This is a genomic window from Kiritimatiellia bacterium, assembly GCA_028715905.1.
Lineage (GTDB): Bacteria > Verrucomicrobiota > Kiritimatiellia > JAAZAB01 > JAAZAB01 > JAQUQV01.
Window position 1 is genome coordinate 78,241 of sequence record JAQUQV010000001.1, and the last position, 15,524, is coordinate 93,764.

At 56.2% G+C, this 15,524-nt stretch carries 17 protein-coding genes; 7 read left to right on the forward strand and 10 right to left on the reverse strand.

Annotated elements, in window-relative coordinates; all coding sequences use genetic code 11:
- A partial coding sequence (locus PHP98_00315) for a MarC family protein (protein MDD5482083.1) occupies positions 1-254 on the forward strand: 254 nt, incomplete at its 5' end.
- 81 nt (positions 255-335) lie between these two features.
- Positions 336-1,043: a class I SAM-dependent methyltransferase gene (locus tag PHP98_00320; GenBank protein MDD5482084.1), complete on the forward strand. Its 708-nt coding sequence runs from the start codon at positions 336-338 to the stop codon at positions 1,041-1,043.
- 75 nt (positions 1,044-1,118) lie between these two features.
- On the opposite strand, the gene PHP98_00325 is transcribed toward PHP98_00320, so the two are convergent.
- The 6 genes from PHP98_00325 to folD form a co-directional block, all read right to left on the reverse strand.
- Entirely contained in the window at positions 1,119-1,712 is a 594-nt protein-coding gene (locus PHP98_00325) for a hypothetical protein (protein MDD5482085.1), read from the reverse strand.
- A gap of 4 nt (positions 1,713-1,716) precedes the next feature.
- The gene (locus PHP98_00330) at positions 1,717-2,220 is read right to left on the reverse strand and encodes a periplasmic heavy metal sensor (GenBank protein ID MDD5482086.1); all 504 of its coding nucleotides are present in this window, start codon (positions 2,218-2,220) and stop codon (positions 1,717-1,719) included.
- A 74-nt stretch (positions 2,221-2,294) separates the two neighbouring features.
- On the reverse strand, positions 2,295-2,789 hold the full coding sequence (locus PHP98_00335; GenBank protein MDD5482087.1) for an anti-sigma factor: 495 nt from the start codon (positions 2,787-2,789) through the stop codon (positions 2,295-2,297).
- Complete coding sequence (locus PHP98_00340) at positions 2,786-3,343, reverse strand: RNA polymerase sigma factor (GenBank protein MDD5482088.1); 558 nt, start codon at positions 3,341-3,343, stop codon at positions 2,786-2,788. Before PHP98_00340 ends, PHP98_00335 begins: the two co-directional genes overlap by 4 nt.
- Before the next feature lie 254 nt (positions 3,344-3,597).
- Entirely contained in the window at positions 3,598-4,263 is a 666-nt protein-coding gene (locus tag PHP98_00345) for a prepilin-type N-terminal cleavage/methylation domain-containing protein (protein MDD5482089.1), read from the reverse strand.
- Positions 4,264-4,471: 208 nt separating this feature from the next.
- Complete coding sequence (gene folD, locus PHP98_00350) at positions 4,472-5,371, reverse strand: bifunctional methylenetetrahydrofolate dehydrogenase/methenyltetrahydrofolate cyclohydrolase FolD (GenBank protein ID MDD5482090.1); 900 nt, start codon at positions 5,369-5,371, stop codon at positions 4,472-4,474.
- Positions 5,372-5,576: 205 nt separating this feature from the next.
- Between folD and PHP98_00355 the strand changes: the two genes are divergently transcribed.
- The 4 genes from PHP98_00355 to PHP98_00370 all read left to right on the forward strand — a co-directional run bounded on the left by PHP98_00355 (position 5,577) and on the right by PHP98_00370 (position 9,651).
- A complete protein-coding gene (locus PHP98_00355; GenBank protein ID MDD5482091.1) occupies positions 5,577-6,374 on the forward strand; it encodes an AraC family transcriptional regulator in 798 nt (265 codons plus the stop codon).
- A 45-nt stretch (positions 6,375-6,419) separates the two neighbouring features.
- Positions 6,420-7,304 (forward strand): amidohydrolase family protein, encoded by an 885-nt coding sequence (locus PHP98_00360; GenBank protein MDD5482092.1) that lies wholly within the window; start codon positions 6,420-6,422, stop codon positions 7,302-7,304.
- A gap of 118 nt (positions 7,305-7,422) precedes the next feature.
- On the forward strand, positions 7,423-8,598 hold the full coding sequence (locus PHP98_00365) for an amidohydrolase family protein (GenBank protein MDD5482093.1): 1,176 nt from the start codon (positions 7,423-7,425) through the stop codon (positions 8,596-8,598).
- Positions 8,599-8,670: 72 nt separating this feature from the next.
- Positions 8,671-9,651 carry a uroporphyrinogen decarboxylase family protein gene (locus PHP98_00370; GenBank protein MDD5482094.1) on the forward strand — a complete coding sequence of 327 codons (981 nt, stop codon included), beginning with the start codon at positions 8,671-8,673 and terminating at the stop codon, positions 9,649-9,651.
- Between the two features lie 15 nt (positions 9,652-9,666).
- On the opposite strand, the gene PHP98_00375 is transcribed toward PHP98_00370, so the two are convergent.
- From PHP98_00375 to PHP98_00385, 3 genes are all read right to left on the reverse strand, one after another.
- Positions 9,667-10,317 (reverse strand): hypothetical protein, encoded by a 651-nt coding sequence (locus PHP98_00375; GenBank protein MDD5482095.1) that lies wholly within the window; start codon positions 10,315-10,317, stop codon positions 9,667-9,669.
- The gene (locus PHP98_00380) at positions 10,310-11,089 is read right to left on the reverse strand and encodes a nucleotidyl transferase AbiEii/AbiGii toxin family protein (protein ID MDD5482096.1); all 780 of its coding nucleotides are present in this window, start codon (positions 11,087-11,089) and stop codon (positions 10,310-10,312) included. The genes PHP98_00375 and PHP98_00380 overlap by 8 nt, the downstream gene beginning before the upstream one ends.
- A gap of 209 nt (positions 11,090-11,298) precedes the next feature.
- Positions 11,299-12,237 carry an ExsB family transcriptional regulator gene (locus tag PHP98_00385; GenBank protein MDD5482097.1) on the reverse strand — a complete coding sequence of 313 codons (939 nt, stop codon included), beginning with the start codon at positions 12,235-12,237 and terminating at the stop codon, positions 11,299-11,301.
- A gap of 182 nt (positions 12,238-12,419) precedes the next feature.
- Here PHP98_00385 and PHP98_00390 point away from each other — a divergent pair, with 182 nt between their 5' ends.
- Complete coding sequence (locus PHP98_00390) at positions 12,420-13,934, forward strand: DUF1846 domain-containing protein (protein ID MDD5482098.1); 1,515 nt, start codon at positions 12,420-12,422, stop codon at positions 13,932-13,934.
- Between the two features lie 211 nt (positions 13,935-14,145).
- On the opposite strand, the gene PHP98_00395 is transcribed toward PHP98_00390, so the two are convergent.
- A complete protein-coding gene (locus PHP98_00395; protein ID MDD5482099.1) occupies positions 14,146-15,483 on the reverse strand; it encodes a M48 family metalloprotease in 1,338 nt (445 codons plus the stop codon).
- Positions 15,484-15,524 lie beyond the last annotated feature (41 nt).

A 15,524-nucleotide genomic window follows, 5' to 3' on the forward strand; every position in this document is an offset into this window, starting at 1 on the left:
CCACGATCGGCACGCTGCTTGTGATGGGAGCGGAAACAACCACCCTCAACGGAAAAACCGTCGGATTTGTGGCCCTTCTTCTCGCCGTCACGTGTGTGGCGGCAATCTTGCTTGCCGGCTCGGTTCTTCAACGCATTCTGGGGGTGCGAGGCATTTCAATCCTCAGCAAACTGACCGGCTTAATCCTGGCGGCACTCGCCGCCCAAATGATCATGACAGGCGTCCAGCATTTCCTTGGAATTCACATGCAATGACCGGATCAAACCAACTCCTGCAGGCAACGTCCTAAAGGCCGCGTATGAGAAGTTGGAATTAAAATCCAAAAGAGTTGTTAAATGTCCACCGTTCCAAAATGGCAATACAACGAGCTGAAGTTTCCCGGAGTGGATTATTCCCGGAAAGACGCGGCGGCCGCATACGACCGCATGCACAAAAAGTTTCGGAATTACGCCAAGTCAGCGGATGAGATTATTCGGCGCCTGGCGCTCGGATCCAACAGCACGGTGATTGATCTCGGAGCGGGCACTGGCGCCTTTGCCCTGCATGCCTCCAAAAAATGCCGCACTGTTTACGCCGTGGATATATCCGCCGCCATGCTTGCTTGCTGCCGCCGGCAGGCCGCCAAGGAAGGATTGTCAAATATTGTGTTCTGCCGGGGCGGCCTGCTTTCCTACGAACATCGCGCCGAACCGGCCGACGCGGCCGTGTGCGTCGCCGCGCTTCACCATCTCCCCGATTTCTGGAAGGCGGCGGCGCTCACCCGCTGCCGCGGGATGCTCAAGCCCGGCGGCAGGTTATTCCTGTTTGACATCGTTTTCCCTTCAAAAGGAACAAATCTGAACCGGAAGATAGACGCATGGATCAGGAACACCGCGGCCGCGGCCGGGCCGCGCCTGGCGAAAGAAGCGGTTGTTCATGCCCGGGAAGAGTTCAGCACTTACGACTGGATTATGGAAGGGATCATCACGCGCAGCGGATTCCATATTGACGCGGCAAGATACGGGAAGGGATTTCAGACGTCATACGTGTGCACAAAAAGATGAACAGCTTCCGGCCATGCCTTCATGGCAATATCGGCGCCGGGACGACGAGCGCTCCACCCCCGCGTAAATCCCAGGTCAGTTGTTTCCCTTTGCCTTTTCCCGTTCTGCCTGGCGCTCGGCCTTCTGCTCCTGGATGTGCGTTTTGGTTTCCGCCTTTTGCGCGGCAAAATATTCCTTGAGCTTGGTTTTTTTCTGCGCAAGGCTCAGGGAAGCATCATTGGCTACCGATGTGAAATAAGCCACGTTTTCGCCGTGCTGCGTGTCGCGGAAAGACACGTTTTCGTTATATTGCGATTCAAAGAAGGAGGCTATTTCCGATTTCTGGGCGTCGCTCATTTTGGTGTTTTTCACCAGCCTTTCCTGCAGAAACGCCATGTTTTCATCGTGCTGTTTCTGGACAAACGCCCTGTTTTCCTGATACTGGGTTTCCCGGTGCGCGACAACGGCATCGGTTTTTTCAGTTCCCTTCACGTCCTTAATACTCTGCCTGAATTCCTTGTTTTCCTGTTTCTGCTGTTGAAAATGAGCCTTGCGCTCCTGCTTCTGCTGGGCGTGGTGTGATTTGACGGCCGACTTGGCGGCGTCATTCCCCGCCAATGCCTCGCCGGCAAAGAACGCCATGACGCTTATGGCCGCGCCAAGTATCATTATGGTTTTCATTGTTTTCATCGCGTTAATCCTCCTTTATGTCATTTTCCCTGTTCCCGCGCTTTTTTCCGCCCCAGAACGGACGGCAAGCGCCTTCCGGTCCGTTTCTTTGCCGTTTGAATTCCTGCAGTTTGCGAATCTGTTCGGCGTTGAGTATTTCCTTGATGGCGAAAATATTATTGATCCGCAGATCCACCATTTTGGAGTGAATTTCCTTGATTTCCGCGGCGAGCGGGGCAATGGTCTCGCGGGTTACGGCAGGATCGTTCAATTTGTCCCGGATCTGCCGGTTTTTTTCCCGCAACGCCTGCATGAGGGCCTGCATCTGCCCGCGCTGGCTCTGGCGCAGGGCATCTATTTTTTCCTTTTGCCCGGCGCTTAATTCCAGCCGGGCCATGGCCGCATCACGGCGCTCGTCATCGTTCCCCGCCGGCCTGGCAACCTCGCCTTGATCCCCCGCAAAAACGGGCATAAGCATAATGGCCGAGAGCAAAAACATGCACGGAATTGTTTGCGCTGTTTTTTTCATGGCGCTTTCTCCTCTCACATCCTCTGACGCCGTTCCGCCGGCAAAAGTTCCCGCGGAAATCCGCCGCGGCCGCGTCAAAGAAAATATTTTTCAATATCGCTCCCGAAATCAACATCCGGCGCGCGCAGTTCGCCGTTGCCGGCCAGCGAGGTCAGCGACGGTGCAGGTCCGCCGTTATCCAGGCACGGGCTGTGGAAATAAAAACCGACGGCGGCGATAACCAGCGCCGCGGCCGCCGCCGCAAAAGCAAACGCGCTTTTGCGGGGCGAGAAAAACCTGAAACGCGCCGCGGAAAAATTTCCGGACGGATTCAGGCATGGAACGCTCGCCGGCCGGATATTTTCTCGAATGCGCAGCCACAGGCTTTCCGGCGGATTAACCCGGGGCGCGTTGCGCAAAGCGCATGAAATCGCCGCAAGAGTTTCCCCGGCTTGCCGGCAGGCGGGACATTCTGCCATATGCTGCCGGACCTGTTGCCGCGTCGCTTCGTCAAGTCCGTCGTCCGGATAAGAGTTTTTGAGCAGCGCTGAAATCCGTTTGCAGTCAATTCCGTCCTTTTGCGCGTTCATACCAACGGCTCCTTTTTTGCCAGTTCCAGCAACGTTTCCCGCGCGCGAAACAGACGCGAACGCACGGTGTTGATCGGGATGCCGAGAATTTCGGCAATTTCGTTGTAAGCCAGCCCCTCCATCTCGCGCAAAACGACACAGGCTCTCTGTTCCGGGTCCAGTTTGGAAAGGAAATAGGCCGCCAGGGTTTCGTTGTCCTTTTTAGCGACCGGATCGGGGAACGGCGCGGAAGCCGGCTCGGCCGCAAGATGATTCCTGTACCCGGCGAAGGCGTGCGCCTCGCCGGAGCTTTTCCGGCAGCGGCTGATGGCGGCATTGACCGTGATGCGGTAAAGCCAGGTTTTCAATGAGGATTGAAACGCAAATTGGCCCAGGTTCTTATGCATTTTCACGAACGCTTCCTGGGCTATTTCTTCGGCATCGGCATAATGGCGCACAATCCTCAAAGCCGTGTTAAAGACAAATCCGCTTGTCAGGCGGTATATTTCCTCAAAGGCCGCCATATCGCCCTCTTTCGCCTTTATGATCATTTCCCGCGAAATGTCGTTTTCCATAATCGCATTCTATTTGGTTAGACGCGGGATAGCCAAGATTTGTTCCGGGAGACGGAAAGGATAAAACAAGAAATGAAGAAGGCTTTGCACAGAAATTACGCGGGGCCCGCGCGCTCTAACCCAAGGCAAACCCAGGCCGCCACGGTCAGTTTTGCGCTTTGCAAGCGTCCCCGCCGGCGATCCAAACGGCGCCCGTCCCGTGTGTGCGGCGCATCAGCAAGACCATATATGGCTACAAACCCGCCCTGGCGTTTTTATTGACAGGCATTCCAGTTCGTGCAGGGATTGACTTTGCGATCGCCATACAGATTGAAAGCGTTGGTGAGCGAGGGCACCAGCATGTTATTGGTGGTCATATCGGGATTGTTGGTTGAATCCACCCACATGCCCGAACCGGAACAACGCACGAAATTGCCGCCCATGCTGTCATGATTTCCGCCCCAGTTATTCTTGATATCGGGAAATACGGGACGGTCGCCGTTAATATCGCACAGTAACACATAATTGCCATCCACATCCTTGCGGCCGGATATATAATGGTAACTGGTGTTGTTGGTGGTCATGGCTTCCAGATTGTCAGCCACCCTATGCATTTCCCCCTTGCTGGCTCCCGCGGCCGAAGGACAGATAAAAATTCCCGGGGAAAGACTTTTGTCTTTTACCAGGGCGCCGTTTGTTCCGACTATATAGCCGGCGGGGAAAGCGGGCCGGAACGAATCGCGGGGATCAAGCCCCCAGGCCGCACAGGCCTTATAAATGCCGTTCATGTTAGAAAGACAATTGACGCGCCGCGCGTTTTCACGGACTTTTCCGAGGTTGGGCAGGAGCAACGCCGCCAGGAGCGCGATAATCGCGACCACGACAAGTAGTTCCACAAGGGTAAAAGCTTTCCCGTGAATTCTGCGCCAGACTTGTTTCATTGCTGCCTCCTGTTATGGTTGCTAAAAATCCAGACTTAATTAATTTAAATTTAAACGATCCGGAGGAAAAGTCAACATGTTTTCACCATAATTTATAAGGCCTCCAGGGCCGCGGGTGCAAATAATGAAAGCGCGCCACCGCCTGGCGCTTTCCGCCCGCATGCCATGCCTGCAAATAAATATCCACCCGCATAAGCGAGGTGTTGCTTTAATTTGCTTCGGAATGTTCCGCCTGAAACCGGCGGGCTGACTCCACCGTGTTGTAAAGCAGCATGGTAATTGTCATCGGCCCCACCCCGCCCGGCACCGGGGTGATCATGGCGGCCTTGTCCCTGACGCCCTCAAAATCAACGTCGCCAGCCAGCCGAAAGCCTGATTTTTTGTCCGCGTCCTTCACGCGGTTGACGCCCACGTCAATCACCACCGCGCCCTCCCGGACCATGCCGGCCGTGATGGTGTTCGGCCGCCCGGCCGCGGCCACGACCACATCCGCCTGGCGGGTAAAATATCCGATGTCCTTTGTGCCCGTGTGGCAGATTGTTACCGTGGCGTTCGCCGTCTCGTTTTTCTGAATGAGCATGTTGGCGAGCGGTTTGCCGACAATGTTACTGCGGCCGACGATGACGACGTGGGCGCCTTTCAGGGGCACGCCCGAGCGCGTCAGCATTTGCACGACGCCGTGGGGCGTGCAAGGCAAGAAGGTCTTCTGCCCGAGCATCATCCGCCCGACATTCATGGGATGAAACCCGTCAACGTCCTTCTCCGGATTGATTGCCAGAAGAACTTCCTTTTCGTCCAAATGGTCCGGCAGGGGCAGTTGGACAAGAATCCCGTGGATTTTGGGATCGGCATTCATGCGTCTTATCAGGTCCAGGAGCGCGCACCGGGTGACGGAGGCGGGCAGGCGGTTGTCGTCGGAATAAATGCCGGTTTCCGCGCAGGCCTTTTCTTTGGCGGTAACATAGGATTTGGAAGCGGGATTGTCGCCCACGAGGATAACGCCGAGCCCCGGCGCGATGCCCCCGGCTTTCAGCGTTGAAATCTCGCGCTTCAACTCGGCGCGGATATCGTCCGCCATCCGGCGGCCGTCTATTATTTTCGCAGACATGATTTTTTCCTCCGTGAAAAACCCAAGGTTAAAACACAGTCGCCATGCCGCAGATAAAAGCAAATCAATTAAAAGGAAGCAAGCAATTTCCCCGCATCATGCCGGCCGCCGAGCGCCGGGCCCGCTTTTCACATGCGCGGATTGTCCAATTATTTGCGCGGATTATCCATTTACTTTTCCGCGCAATATGCGACTATTGACACAAATGAATTTTGAAATCCTGGCCGGCCATGCGTTTCAGTTCGTTGCCTTCTGCCCGGTATTTCACGCCGAGGCAAAGGGCATCGGGCGCATTCAGGCCAACGACGATTGCCACCTGATGCACATTGCGCGCGGGAGCGGAACGGTTTTTATTGAAGACAAAAAATACCGCCTGCGGCCCGGCACGGTGATCGCCGTGCCGCCTTTCGTGCGCTTTTATTTCAAGATCAACGCGCCCTTTGAAATGCTCAACATCCATTACCGGGTCAAACTCGCCGGCGGCGAGGCGCTGGAGGAGCGCGCCGTTTTGCCCCTCGTTTTCCGGCCGGAATATTTTAAAGACGTCCTTAAAATCCTGCGCCGCATGGAAAATCTCCGCGAAAAAAATACGCCGGGGCGCCTGCCGCTGGCAGCATCGGCGCATGAAATCGTTTTGCGTCATTTAACCGGCGCGCCCTTGCGCGAAAAAGAGCGCGCCGTGATTGACGCGCGGCTGACGAACGCCTGCCGCCGCCTGAGCGCGCCGGACTGCGCGACTTTCCGGGCAACGGAAACAGCGCGCCTCTGCGGGCTGAGCGTGAGCCAGATGAACCGGCTTTTTAAAAAATGTTTCCACATGCCGCCCCATAAATTCTGGGAGCGCAAACGTTTTGGAGAGTTATGCCGGCAATTGCGCTTTGCGGACGATTCCCTCGCCCAAATCGCCACCCGCGCCGGTTTTGAGGACAACGCCTATTTTTCGCGCTGGTTTCACAAAATGGCCGGCTGCTCGCCCTCGGAATTCCGCCGGCGGCGGATTTGAGGCGGCCGGCCGCCATCAAGACATAACAAGAAGGAGGAATAAAACATGTTCATTGACTGCCATCTGCACGCCAGAATCAAGGACGGACTGCCGCGCAATGCCGCGGGCGACAACTACACCACCCCGGAAGAGCTGATCGCCATGATGGATAGAACCGGCGTGGACAAGGGAGTTTTACTGCCCGGCGTAAGCCCCGAATGCCGGCATCAAATAACCACGCCCGAAGACATACTGGAAATTGCGGCAAAATATCCCGACCGCTTCATTCCGTTCTGCAATCTTGATCCGCGTTCGGAAACCAACTCCCCGGAAGCGGATTTTTCACGGCCGTTGCTTTACTACAAGGAGCGCGGCTGCAAGGGAGTGGGAGAACTCTGCGCCAACATCCCTTTTGACGATCCTTTGGCGCTCAATCTCTTTAAATATTGTGAAGCATGCGAAATGCCGGTTTTATTCCATATTGGCCCGAAGGCCGGCGGCTGTTACGGACTGATAGACGACCTCGGCCTGCCCCGGCTGGAAAAATGCCTGCAATTGTTCCCGAAACTTGTTTTCATCGGCCATTCCCAGCCCTTCTGGGCCGAAATCAGCGCGGATGTGACGGAAAAGAACCGGAACACTTATCCGCCCGGCAAAATCATTCCGGGCGGCGCCGTGCCGCGTCTGCTGGACAATTACCCGAACCTTTACGGCGACATTTCCGCCGGGAGCAGATACAACGCCCTGACGCGCGACCCGGAGTCCGGATTTCAATTCATGGAAAAATACCAGGACCGGCTCCTGTTCGGCACCGATATCTGCTCGCCGAAAAACAATCACCGCCACGCCGAATTCCTGCGGAATTCACTGAAGGAAGGCAAAATTTCGGGGAAAACGTTTGAAAAAATAACCTGGCAGAACATCAACAGAACATTGAGTCTGGGATTATAAATGAATTCAAAAACAAGAATGCTGAAAGCCTGGGATTTCCAGGAGCCCGACCGCGTGCCGCTGGAGATGTGATCTGGCGCTCATTGACGCCTGGCGGGAATTTGCAAAATATTAACTCATGAAAAAAACAGCCCTGATAAACGGAATGATTATTGACGGCACGGGACGGCCTCCGATTGAGCAAGGCGCGCTGATCACGGCCGATTCAACCATCGCGGCCGTGGGGACAACGGCGGAAATACAAATTCCGGAAAACTGTGAAATAATAGACTTACTGGGCGGCGTTTTGCTCCCGCTGTTTATTGACGGCCACATGCACGTCAGCAGGGAGCCAGGACAACTTGACCACCTCGGCCATCTCAAGGCCAATCTACAGGCGGCGGGCAGACTGCAGCAATGCCTTCAATGGGGCACCGGAACCGTGGGGCACGCGGCCGGATCGCTTGAGAGCATTATTTTAAGGGACATAATTCAATCCGACGGCATTGAAGGCTGCGCCGATCTGCTGGTAGGCGCCGCTATCACCCCCGCCGGCGGCCATGTGCGAGGCCGCAGCGCCGACGGTCCCTGGGAAATCCGCAAGGCCGTAAGAGAAATGATCGCCGCCGGCGCCGACTGGATCAAGACCTGCGCCTCCGGCGGCTTCCAGCATGAACATGAAAAACTGACCCATGAGGACTACACGCCGGAGGAACTGCGGGCGCTCGTTGAGCAGGCTCATTCCAGGGAGAAACGCGTCCACGTCCACGCCCACGCCCAGCCCGGACTGGGAAACGCCATCGCCGCCGGCTGCGATGTGATCCTCCACGGCGCGTTGATTGACGAGGCCGCACTTGAAGGCATCGCGGAAAAAAAATTGTGGTATATGCCCACCCTCCACATCACGAGCAAACAGATCTGGAGCAACAGGAACATGCCGTCCTACATGGCCGTACGCATGGAAAAGGCCTGCCCGATCCATCGCGCCGGTGTTGCCAAGGCCCATAAAATGGGCATCCGCATTGCCGCCGGAACCGACGGCGGTCCCGGGGCAATCATGCACGAGATGTCCGAGTTGGTAAATTGCGGTCTTTCCCCCCTGGAAGCCATCACGGCAGCCACACGCAACACGGCGGATGCGCTCGGCATCCTGAACACGACCGGCACCCTGGAAACCGGCAAAAAAGCCTGTCTCCTGGCGGCGCGCGGCAATCCGCTCCGGGACATCACGCTCCTCTCCTCCCGGGAAAATATTTTTCTGGTGATGAAGAACGGTAAAATAATAAAAAACACTCCGGTAACTTCAAAAAAATAAAATCGCCGGTTATGTTCGCGCAAAATTAAGGAAATTGGTTGCAAAATATTAACCTTGAGGAGGAATAAAATCATGCCCCAGCCGTATGCATTCAGTTTCAGCGAGTCTTTCATGGCCGAAAACGCAGGCGTTCCGCTCAAAAGCACGCATTTTGACGTTGAGGCGATTCTGAAGGTCTATGACGCGATAAAGCCACTGGCGGAAGAACTCGGCGTGGCAGTCCCCAGGCCGCGCCTGGCCGGCTTTGGTTATCCGCACGTTGCCGCGCTTGGGGCGCCGATAGAATTTCCCGAAGACGGCGAACCGAATGTTTTCCCGTTGATTCGCGCGCCGGAGGAAATTGACAAGCTGAAGGAGCCGGCAAATTATCTGGCCGCGCCCCTCATTCAACAGCGCTTGGATACCTGCGCAAAACTGATGCAACGACGCAGTGATGCCGTGCCGCATTTTATCGGCCACTCCCTGGAAGGTCCGGTCACCACCGCCGTCCTGCTGATGGGGCAGGATTTCCTGACCCTGCCCTATGACGATCCAGACCGCGCCCATCGCCTGTTAAAATTCTGCACGGAAAGCGCGCTCAATTACGTTGCGGCTTTGCACCGCCATTTCCACGGCAATACCCCGGCTGAACCGGGACCGCGCGGCATCCCCGACGATTTTGCCGGCATGCTGCCGCCGGCAATTTTCGGCGAATTCGTCGTTCCCTACTGGAACCGTGTTTATGAAGGATTAAACGCAACCGAAAGGAATCTGCACAGCGAACTGCTGCGCGAAAAACACCTGCCCTTCCTGCGCGAATTGAACATCAGTCATTACGACCCCTCCGCCGACCAGTATCTGACTCCGGAACTGCTGAAGAAAAAATACCCCTGCCCGTTCATGAGCCGAATTCAGTCATGGGAAATGCGCGATTTGACGGCCGAAGAGCTTGAAAATTTATACCGCAAAATCGCTTCCTGCGGACCTTACCTCATCACATTCCACCTGGGCAGCGCGGACTGGCTACCCAAGGTGAAACGTCTGCTCAAACTGGCCCGGGAAATGGCCGGGTAAAACTGGTTGGATCCCTTATTTTTGTTGATTTGCCGAAAGACGGATTTCTTCAAGAACTTTCCGCGCATGGATTCGCGCGGGCTTGCTGTTGATTTTATCGGCCCAGGACCGGGCACGTTTAAAGCTGAAAGAACGCGGGAAATAAATTTCCGGAAAATCCCGAAAACGTTTTTGCTTATAAGCCGAAAGATAAAGGCTGTCCGCCAACGCCTTCTCAGGTTCGGCAATCAGGAAACCCTGGCCGCTGCCGGACAGGTTGCTGTTCTTATACCACCCGAATCCGGCAAAAAAAGAGGGACTGATATGATAAGTCTGGAAAACTCCGAGCTTGGTGCGGATTATTTTTGAGTGCGAAGTTGAAGCGAGAGTTATTATTTGTGGAATTTGCTCGATCATGCCGTGCAAATGGAGCGCGCTGATGAATGAGACGTAAACCCGCTCCCAAGGAAACAGATACGGCACAACTGCGCAGGCGCTCAACGGCTCGTCGTTTTCAAGCGCCCATACGCCCCGGTAAATTTTTATCGCCAGGCCTTCTCTGACCAGGTTATTGAGCGCCTGGGTTACAGCCGATAACGACTTTCCCGAGCTCATGGAAATCTCGCGCGTGCAGAACACGCGCCGGCCGAGTTTCCGAATGGCTGCAAGAACGGATATTCTACGCATGGCTTTTCCGAAGCTCCTCTATAAAATCGGCGGTTTTCAGACAGATTTCCTCCCACACTTGTGCCTGGCCGTAGGCGGCCTGGTCATCGGCGGAGAGATAGGCAACGACCGTGTCCCTGAATTTCCCGAATTCCACTTCAAAAATACGCTCGCAAGCCTTTGAATATACGGCGTCAGAATCCTGGATAGGCCTGCCGCCGGCGGAATATTGAGAACTCAGGAGATATAAATCAAAAATATCCCTGGCTTGGACTGCGGCTCTGCCGGCCAAGGCGCGTATTTTCTGTCTGACGGCGGCAGAAACGTCATAATGGGGGATCAAAACGGGCGCAAGTTTATATGTCCTGAGAACCGCGTTATCAATGGCTTCAACCAGTGTGTTCCCAGCGAATCCCCGGCGGGAAAATTCTATTTTGGTGAAGAGATCTTCGCCGGAATGCAGAATCAGATGGATTTTGAAACGCTGGGTTGTTTCGGTCTGTTTGGCTTTGGCGATGTCAGGCGGTGCTATGGCGGCTATGCCGAAAGGTTTAAGATTATCCCGAAAAGCACCGGTGGCGAGTATTTTCATCACGGTTGCCCGGAGATCCACGACCCCGATCCCGCGCGCGTCAATGTCCATATCTTCGGAATACCGGAAACTTTTAAAAAAAAACCGCAGGTTTGCGCCGCCCTTTAAGACGTAAGCTTCGGCCTTGAGCCTCCGGCCAAGCCAGCGCAGAAATTCAACATGAAACACCTCGCGCAGCTGCAAATACGTGTATGAATTCATCAATGCAATAAGTCAACCAGTTTAGTTATAACTAAATAACCGTTCTTATTAAATTATTGCTTTATTCTTCCCTGACGCAAGAAAATAATATGTCCATAAATGAGAAATACTTGCCGCTGACGATTCGCCGTTAATATTGAAAACGCCCTGGCAAGCTTCTCAGCAAAAGTCTGCCCGCCGCAGTCCGGCACTGCCGGACGCAGGCAGGCCTATACGTATTCAACCGTGGCGGGCGGTTTCGGGGTAAGGTCGTAAAGACAGCGGTTTACGCCGGGAATGGACGTGATCCGGCGGCAGATTTTTTCCAGTTTTTTCCAGGGCAGGGCGGTGGCGGCCGCCTCGCGCGCGTCCACGCTGTTGATACAGCGCACGACGATTATCCGCCCGAACTCGCGCTTGTTGTTGCGGATGCCGGTGGCACAATCGTTCAGCAGAACCGCCAGGTATTGAAAAGCGCCGCTTGTTTTCAGCTCCTCCTCAACGATCGCGGTCGCGGCGCGGATTAAGCGCAGTTTTTCCTCCGTCACTTCCCCGACAATGCGCGCGGCCAGGGCCGGGCCCGGGAACGGAATCCGTTTCGTGATTTCGGCGGGAAGCCCAAGGGCGGCGGCCACGGCGCGCACGCCGTCCTTGCGCAGGGTCTTGAGCGGCTCAAGAACCTGGTATCCGTATTCCTTTTCCGGGTTGATGCCGAGCTGGGCAAGGATGTTGTGCTGGCGCTTGATGCCGGCCACGGTTTCCTCAATGTCGGTTAAAATCGTGCCGTGGATGAGAAATTTCGCCCCGGTCCGGCGCACCAGGCGGCCGAATACTTTTTTATAAAAAGTGGCGGTGATGGCATGGCGTTTCTCCTCCGGATCGCTCACGCCTTTCAGGGCGTTGAGAAATTCCTTCCGCGCGTCCACCAGTTCCACCGGGATACTCATCTTGCGGAAGATGGCCGCCACCCGTTCCGGCTCGCCCGCGCGCATCAGGGCGTTGTCAATGAAAACGGTTTTGAGCCGTTTGCCCAGCGCCCGGTGGCCGAGCGCGGTGCAGACGGAGCTGTCCACGCCGCCGCTCAAAGCGTTGATGGCCGTGCCCGAACCGACCGTTTCCCGGAGTTCCGCGGTTTGTTGTTCAATAAACTTTGCGCCGTTGAATTTCATGCTGTTCCTCCCCTCGTTTTTATGGCGGCCGCCTCTATGTCAAAGGCGCTATTCTATGGAATTCCGGGCAGCGCGCAATGCAAATCTGTTTTTTTTCAGGGCGGAGGGCGGCCGGCAACAGAAAAGTTGACAAGCCCGCGGATTTCTGCCAAAAACAAACGCATGGGCACACACCAACAGCCATGAAAACGGCCGGTTTTGACAACGAGAAATATCTCGCCGAACAGGCGCGGGAAATATTGGCCCGCGCCGAACGCTTCGGCCGCAAGCTTTACCTGGAGTTCGGCGGCAAACTGCTTTTTGACTATCACGCCGCCCGGGTTTTGCCCGGCTACGACCCGAACGTAAAAATCAAACTGCTCCAGCGCCTGAAGGAGCGCATTGACATCATCCTCTGCATTTATGCCGGCGATATTGAGCGCCGCAAACTGCGCGGAGATTTCGGCATAACCTACGACGCCGACGCGCTCAAACTGATTGACGACCTTAAAGACTGGGGACTGGAGGTCGGCGCGGTGGTGATCACCCGTTTTGACAACCAGCCCTCGGTGCGCACTTTTCTAAACCGGCTGGAACGGCGGGGAGTGCGGGTTTACACCCACCGGCCATTGCCGGGTTACCCCGCGGCCGTGGATGAAATCGTCAGCGCAAGCGGCTACGGCGCGAACCATTACATTGAAACCGTGAAACCCGTGGTGGTGGTTACCGGCCCCGGCCCCGGCAGCGGTAAGCTGGCCACCTGTCTCTCCCAACTTTACCACGAGCACCAGCGGGGCATCCCGGCCGGCTACGCCAAGTTTGAGACTTTCCCCGTCTGGAACCTGCCGCTCTCCCATCCGCTCAACGCCGCCTATGAAGCCGCCACAGTTGACATCGGCGATTTCAACCAGATTGATCCTTTTCACCTGAAAGCTTACGGCAAAAGCGCGGTCAACTACAACCGCGACGTGGAAAGCTTTTCGGTGGTGGAGCGCATTCTCCGCAAAATCACAGGCTCCGATTCCATCTACCGCTCGCCCACGGACATGGGCGTCAACCGCGCCGGACTGGCCATCACCGACGACGCCGTCGTGCGGGAGGCGGCCCTCCAGGAAATCATCCGCCGTTACTTCCGCGTGCGCTGTGAATACGTCATGGGGCTGATTGAACAGGCGGTCGTGGACCGCATGGCCCTGCTCCTGGAAAAACTCAACCTGCGGCCGGAAGCGAGAAAGACCGTCGCGCCGGCCCGGACGGCGGCCCGGGACGCCGAAGAACGCAGTCTGGGCAGTGGCGGCATCTGTTGCGGGGCGGCGATTGAACTTCCCGGGGGCGCGATAGTAACCGGCAAAAATTCGCCGCTTTTGCACGCCGCCGCCAGCATGGTTTTGAACGCCATCAAGCAGTCGGCCGGACTGCCGGACAAACTGCACCTGCTGGCGCCGAACATCATCGCCTCCATCAACACGCTCAAGGGAACAATTCTGCGCCAGAAAAAAATGAGCCTCAACCTGGACGAAACTTTAATCGCCCTGAGCATCAGCGCCGCCAGCAGTCCGGCCGCGCAGATGGCGATGGAGCAGATACCGAACCTGCGCGGATGCGAAGTGCACCTGACGCATATCCCGACGCCCGGCGACGAAGCCGGCCTTAAAAAACTGGGCGTCAACGCCACTTCCGACCCCAATTTTCCCAGTAAAGCTCTTTTTATTGATTGAGGCGGCAGTCGTATCCGCAGAAGAATTTTGACAGGATACCCCGCCTGCGTCCAGCAGCGCCGGACTATGGCGGGCAGGCAGGATGGTTTTTCTGCAAATTAGCGCCACATGGGGAAGGAAGCATTAATAACATTGGGTTGCGGGCAGAGCCCGCTTTGGTGTTTATCGTCCGAGGACAAATACCGGATGTTGAGAGTCAACATTTTTGGCGTTACCTGGCCTGCGGCTTGATATATCCCCACTCCACCAGCCGCCGGTAGGCATGCTTTGCGTTATCGCCCTCACTTACCTGGCGCAAATAGGCCTGGTAATGCCGGGCGGCTTCGTCGCGCCGGCGCATGTTTTCCAGCGCATAGCCCATGTAAAAAAAAGTGTTCGGATTGCCGGGCAGAGCGTTTTCATACGCGCTGAAATCATTGTAAGCGGCCTCGTACCGGCGGAGCTGGATTTTCGCCATGCCCAGAACGTGCAAGGCCTGCGGTTCCTGCGGATAAACGCTCCTGGCCTCGGCGGCGTATTTTTCGGCCTCGGCGGCGTCCTTTTTGGCCAGCAGACATTTGGCCGTCATCAGCAGACCGGCGTAATCCGCGGGAAAGTCCTTGAGCGCCGTCTTGAATAAGGAAACCGCTTCGTCGTATTTGCCGGAGGAGGCGGCCTTTTCCCCGTTCTGCATCAGCTCCAGCGCGCCCTTCATGGCCCGCAGGGCCGATGTTTTTTCCTGGAATCTTTCCCGGTTGAGGGAATAACTCTTCTGCGCCTGGTATTTTTCAGAAACCTCCCGCACGGCCGTCTGGTAACGCTCCTCGCTCATGGGATGCGTGGCAAAAAGCATTTCCAGCGCTCCGGGTTTTTCCGCGGACATTTTCCGGAGCATATCCATGAGCAAAATGCATCCCTCCGGATTGTAGCCCCCCTTGGTCATGTATTCCAGGGCCAAAGCGTCGGCCTCGCGCTCGTTCGCCCGGCTGTAGCGCGCCAGAAGCGCGCCCGAGGCAATGGCGCCGAGCCCGGCAGTCAGACCGGCGTAATCTTCGTTCTGCTGTTGAACAACCAGGGCTGCGGCCATGACCGCCGCCGAGCCAAGCATGCCGGTGGTGTATTGCTGGGCCGCGTGGCGCGAACAGACGTGCCCGATCTCATGTCCCAACAGAGCGGCCAACTCCGCTTCGCTCTCCATAGCGGCCAGGATACCGCGGCTGACAGCGATCGTTCCGCCGGGAAAAGCGTAGGCATTGACATAAACCGCGTTGACCGCCCGGAAAGTGTAAGGCATGCCGGGGCGGTGCGAAAGCGCGGCCAGCTGGTTGCCGACCGAGGCAACATAACGGTTGAGGCCGGCGTCCTGCGCCGCGCCGTAATCGGCCGAAATCTGGTGGGGCGAATTTTCCTGGTCAAGCCGGACTTCGCCCGACTCGCTCAGGAACATGAGCTGCTTGCGCCCGCTGACCGGGTTGGTGGCGCAGCCGGACAGAAAAACAACGGTCCCGGCGGCGGAAAGAGCCAGAAAATCCCGGCGGCTTATTGCATGAGGTTTACCGGTTAATTTCATAAAACCGTTCCTATTCTTGACATTTCCCGGTAAAATAGTCA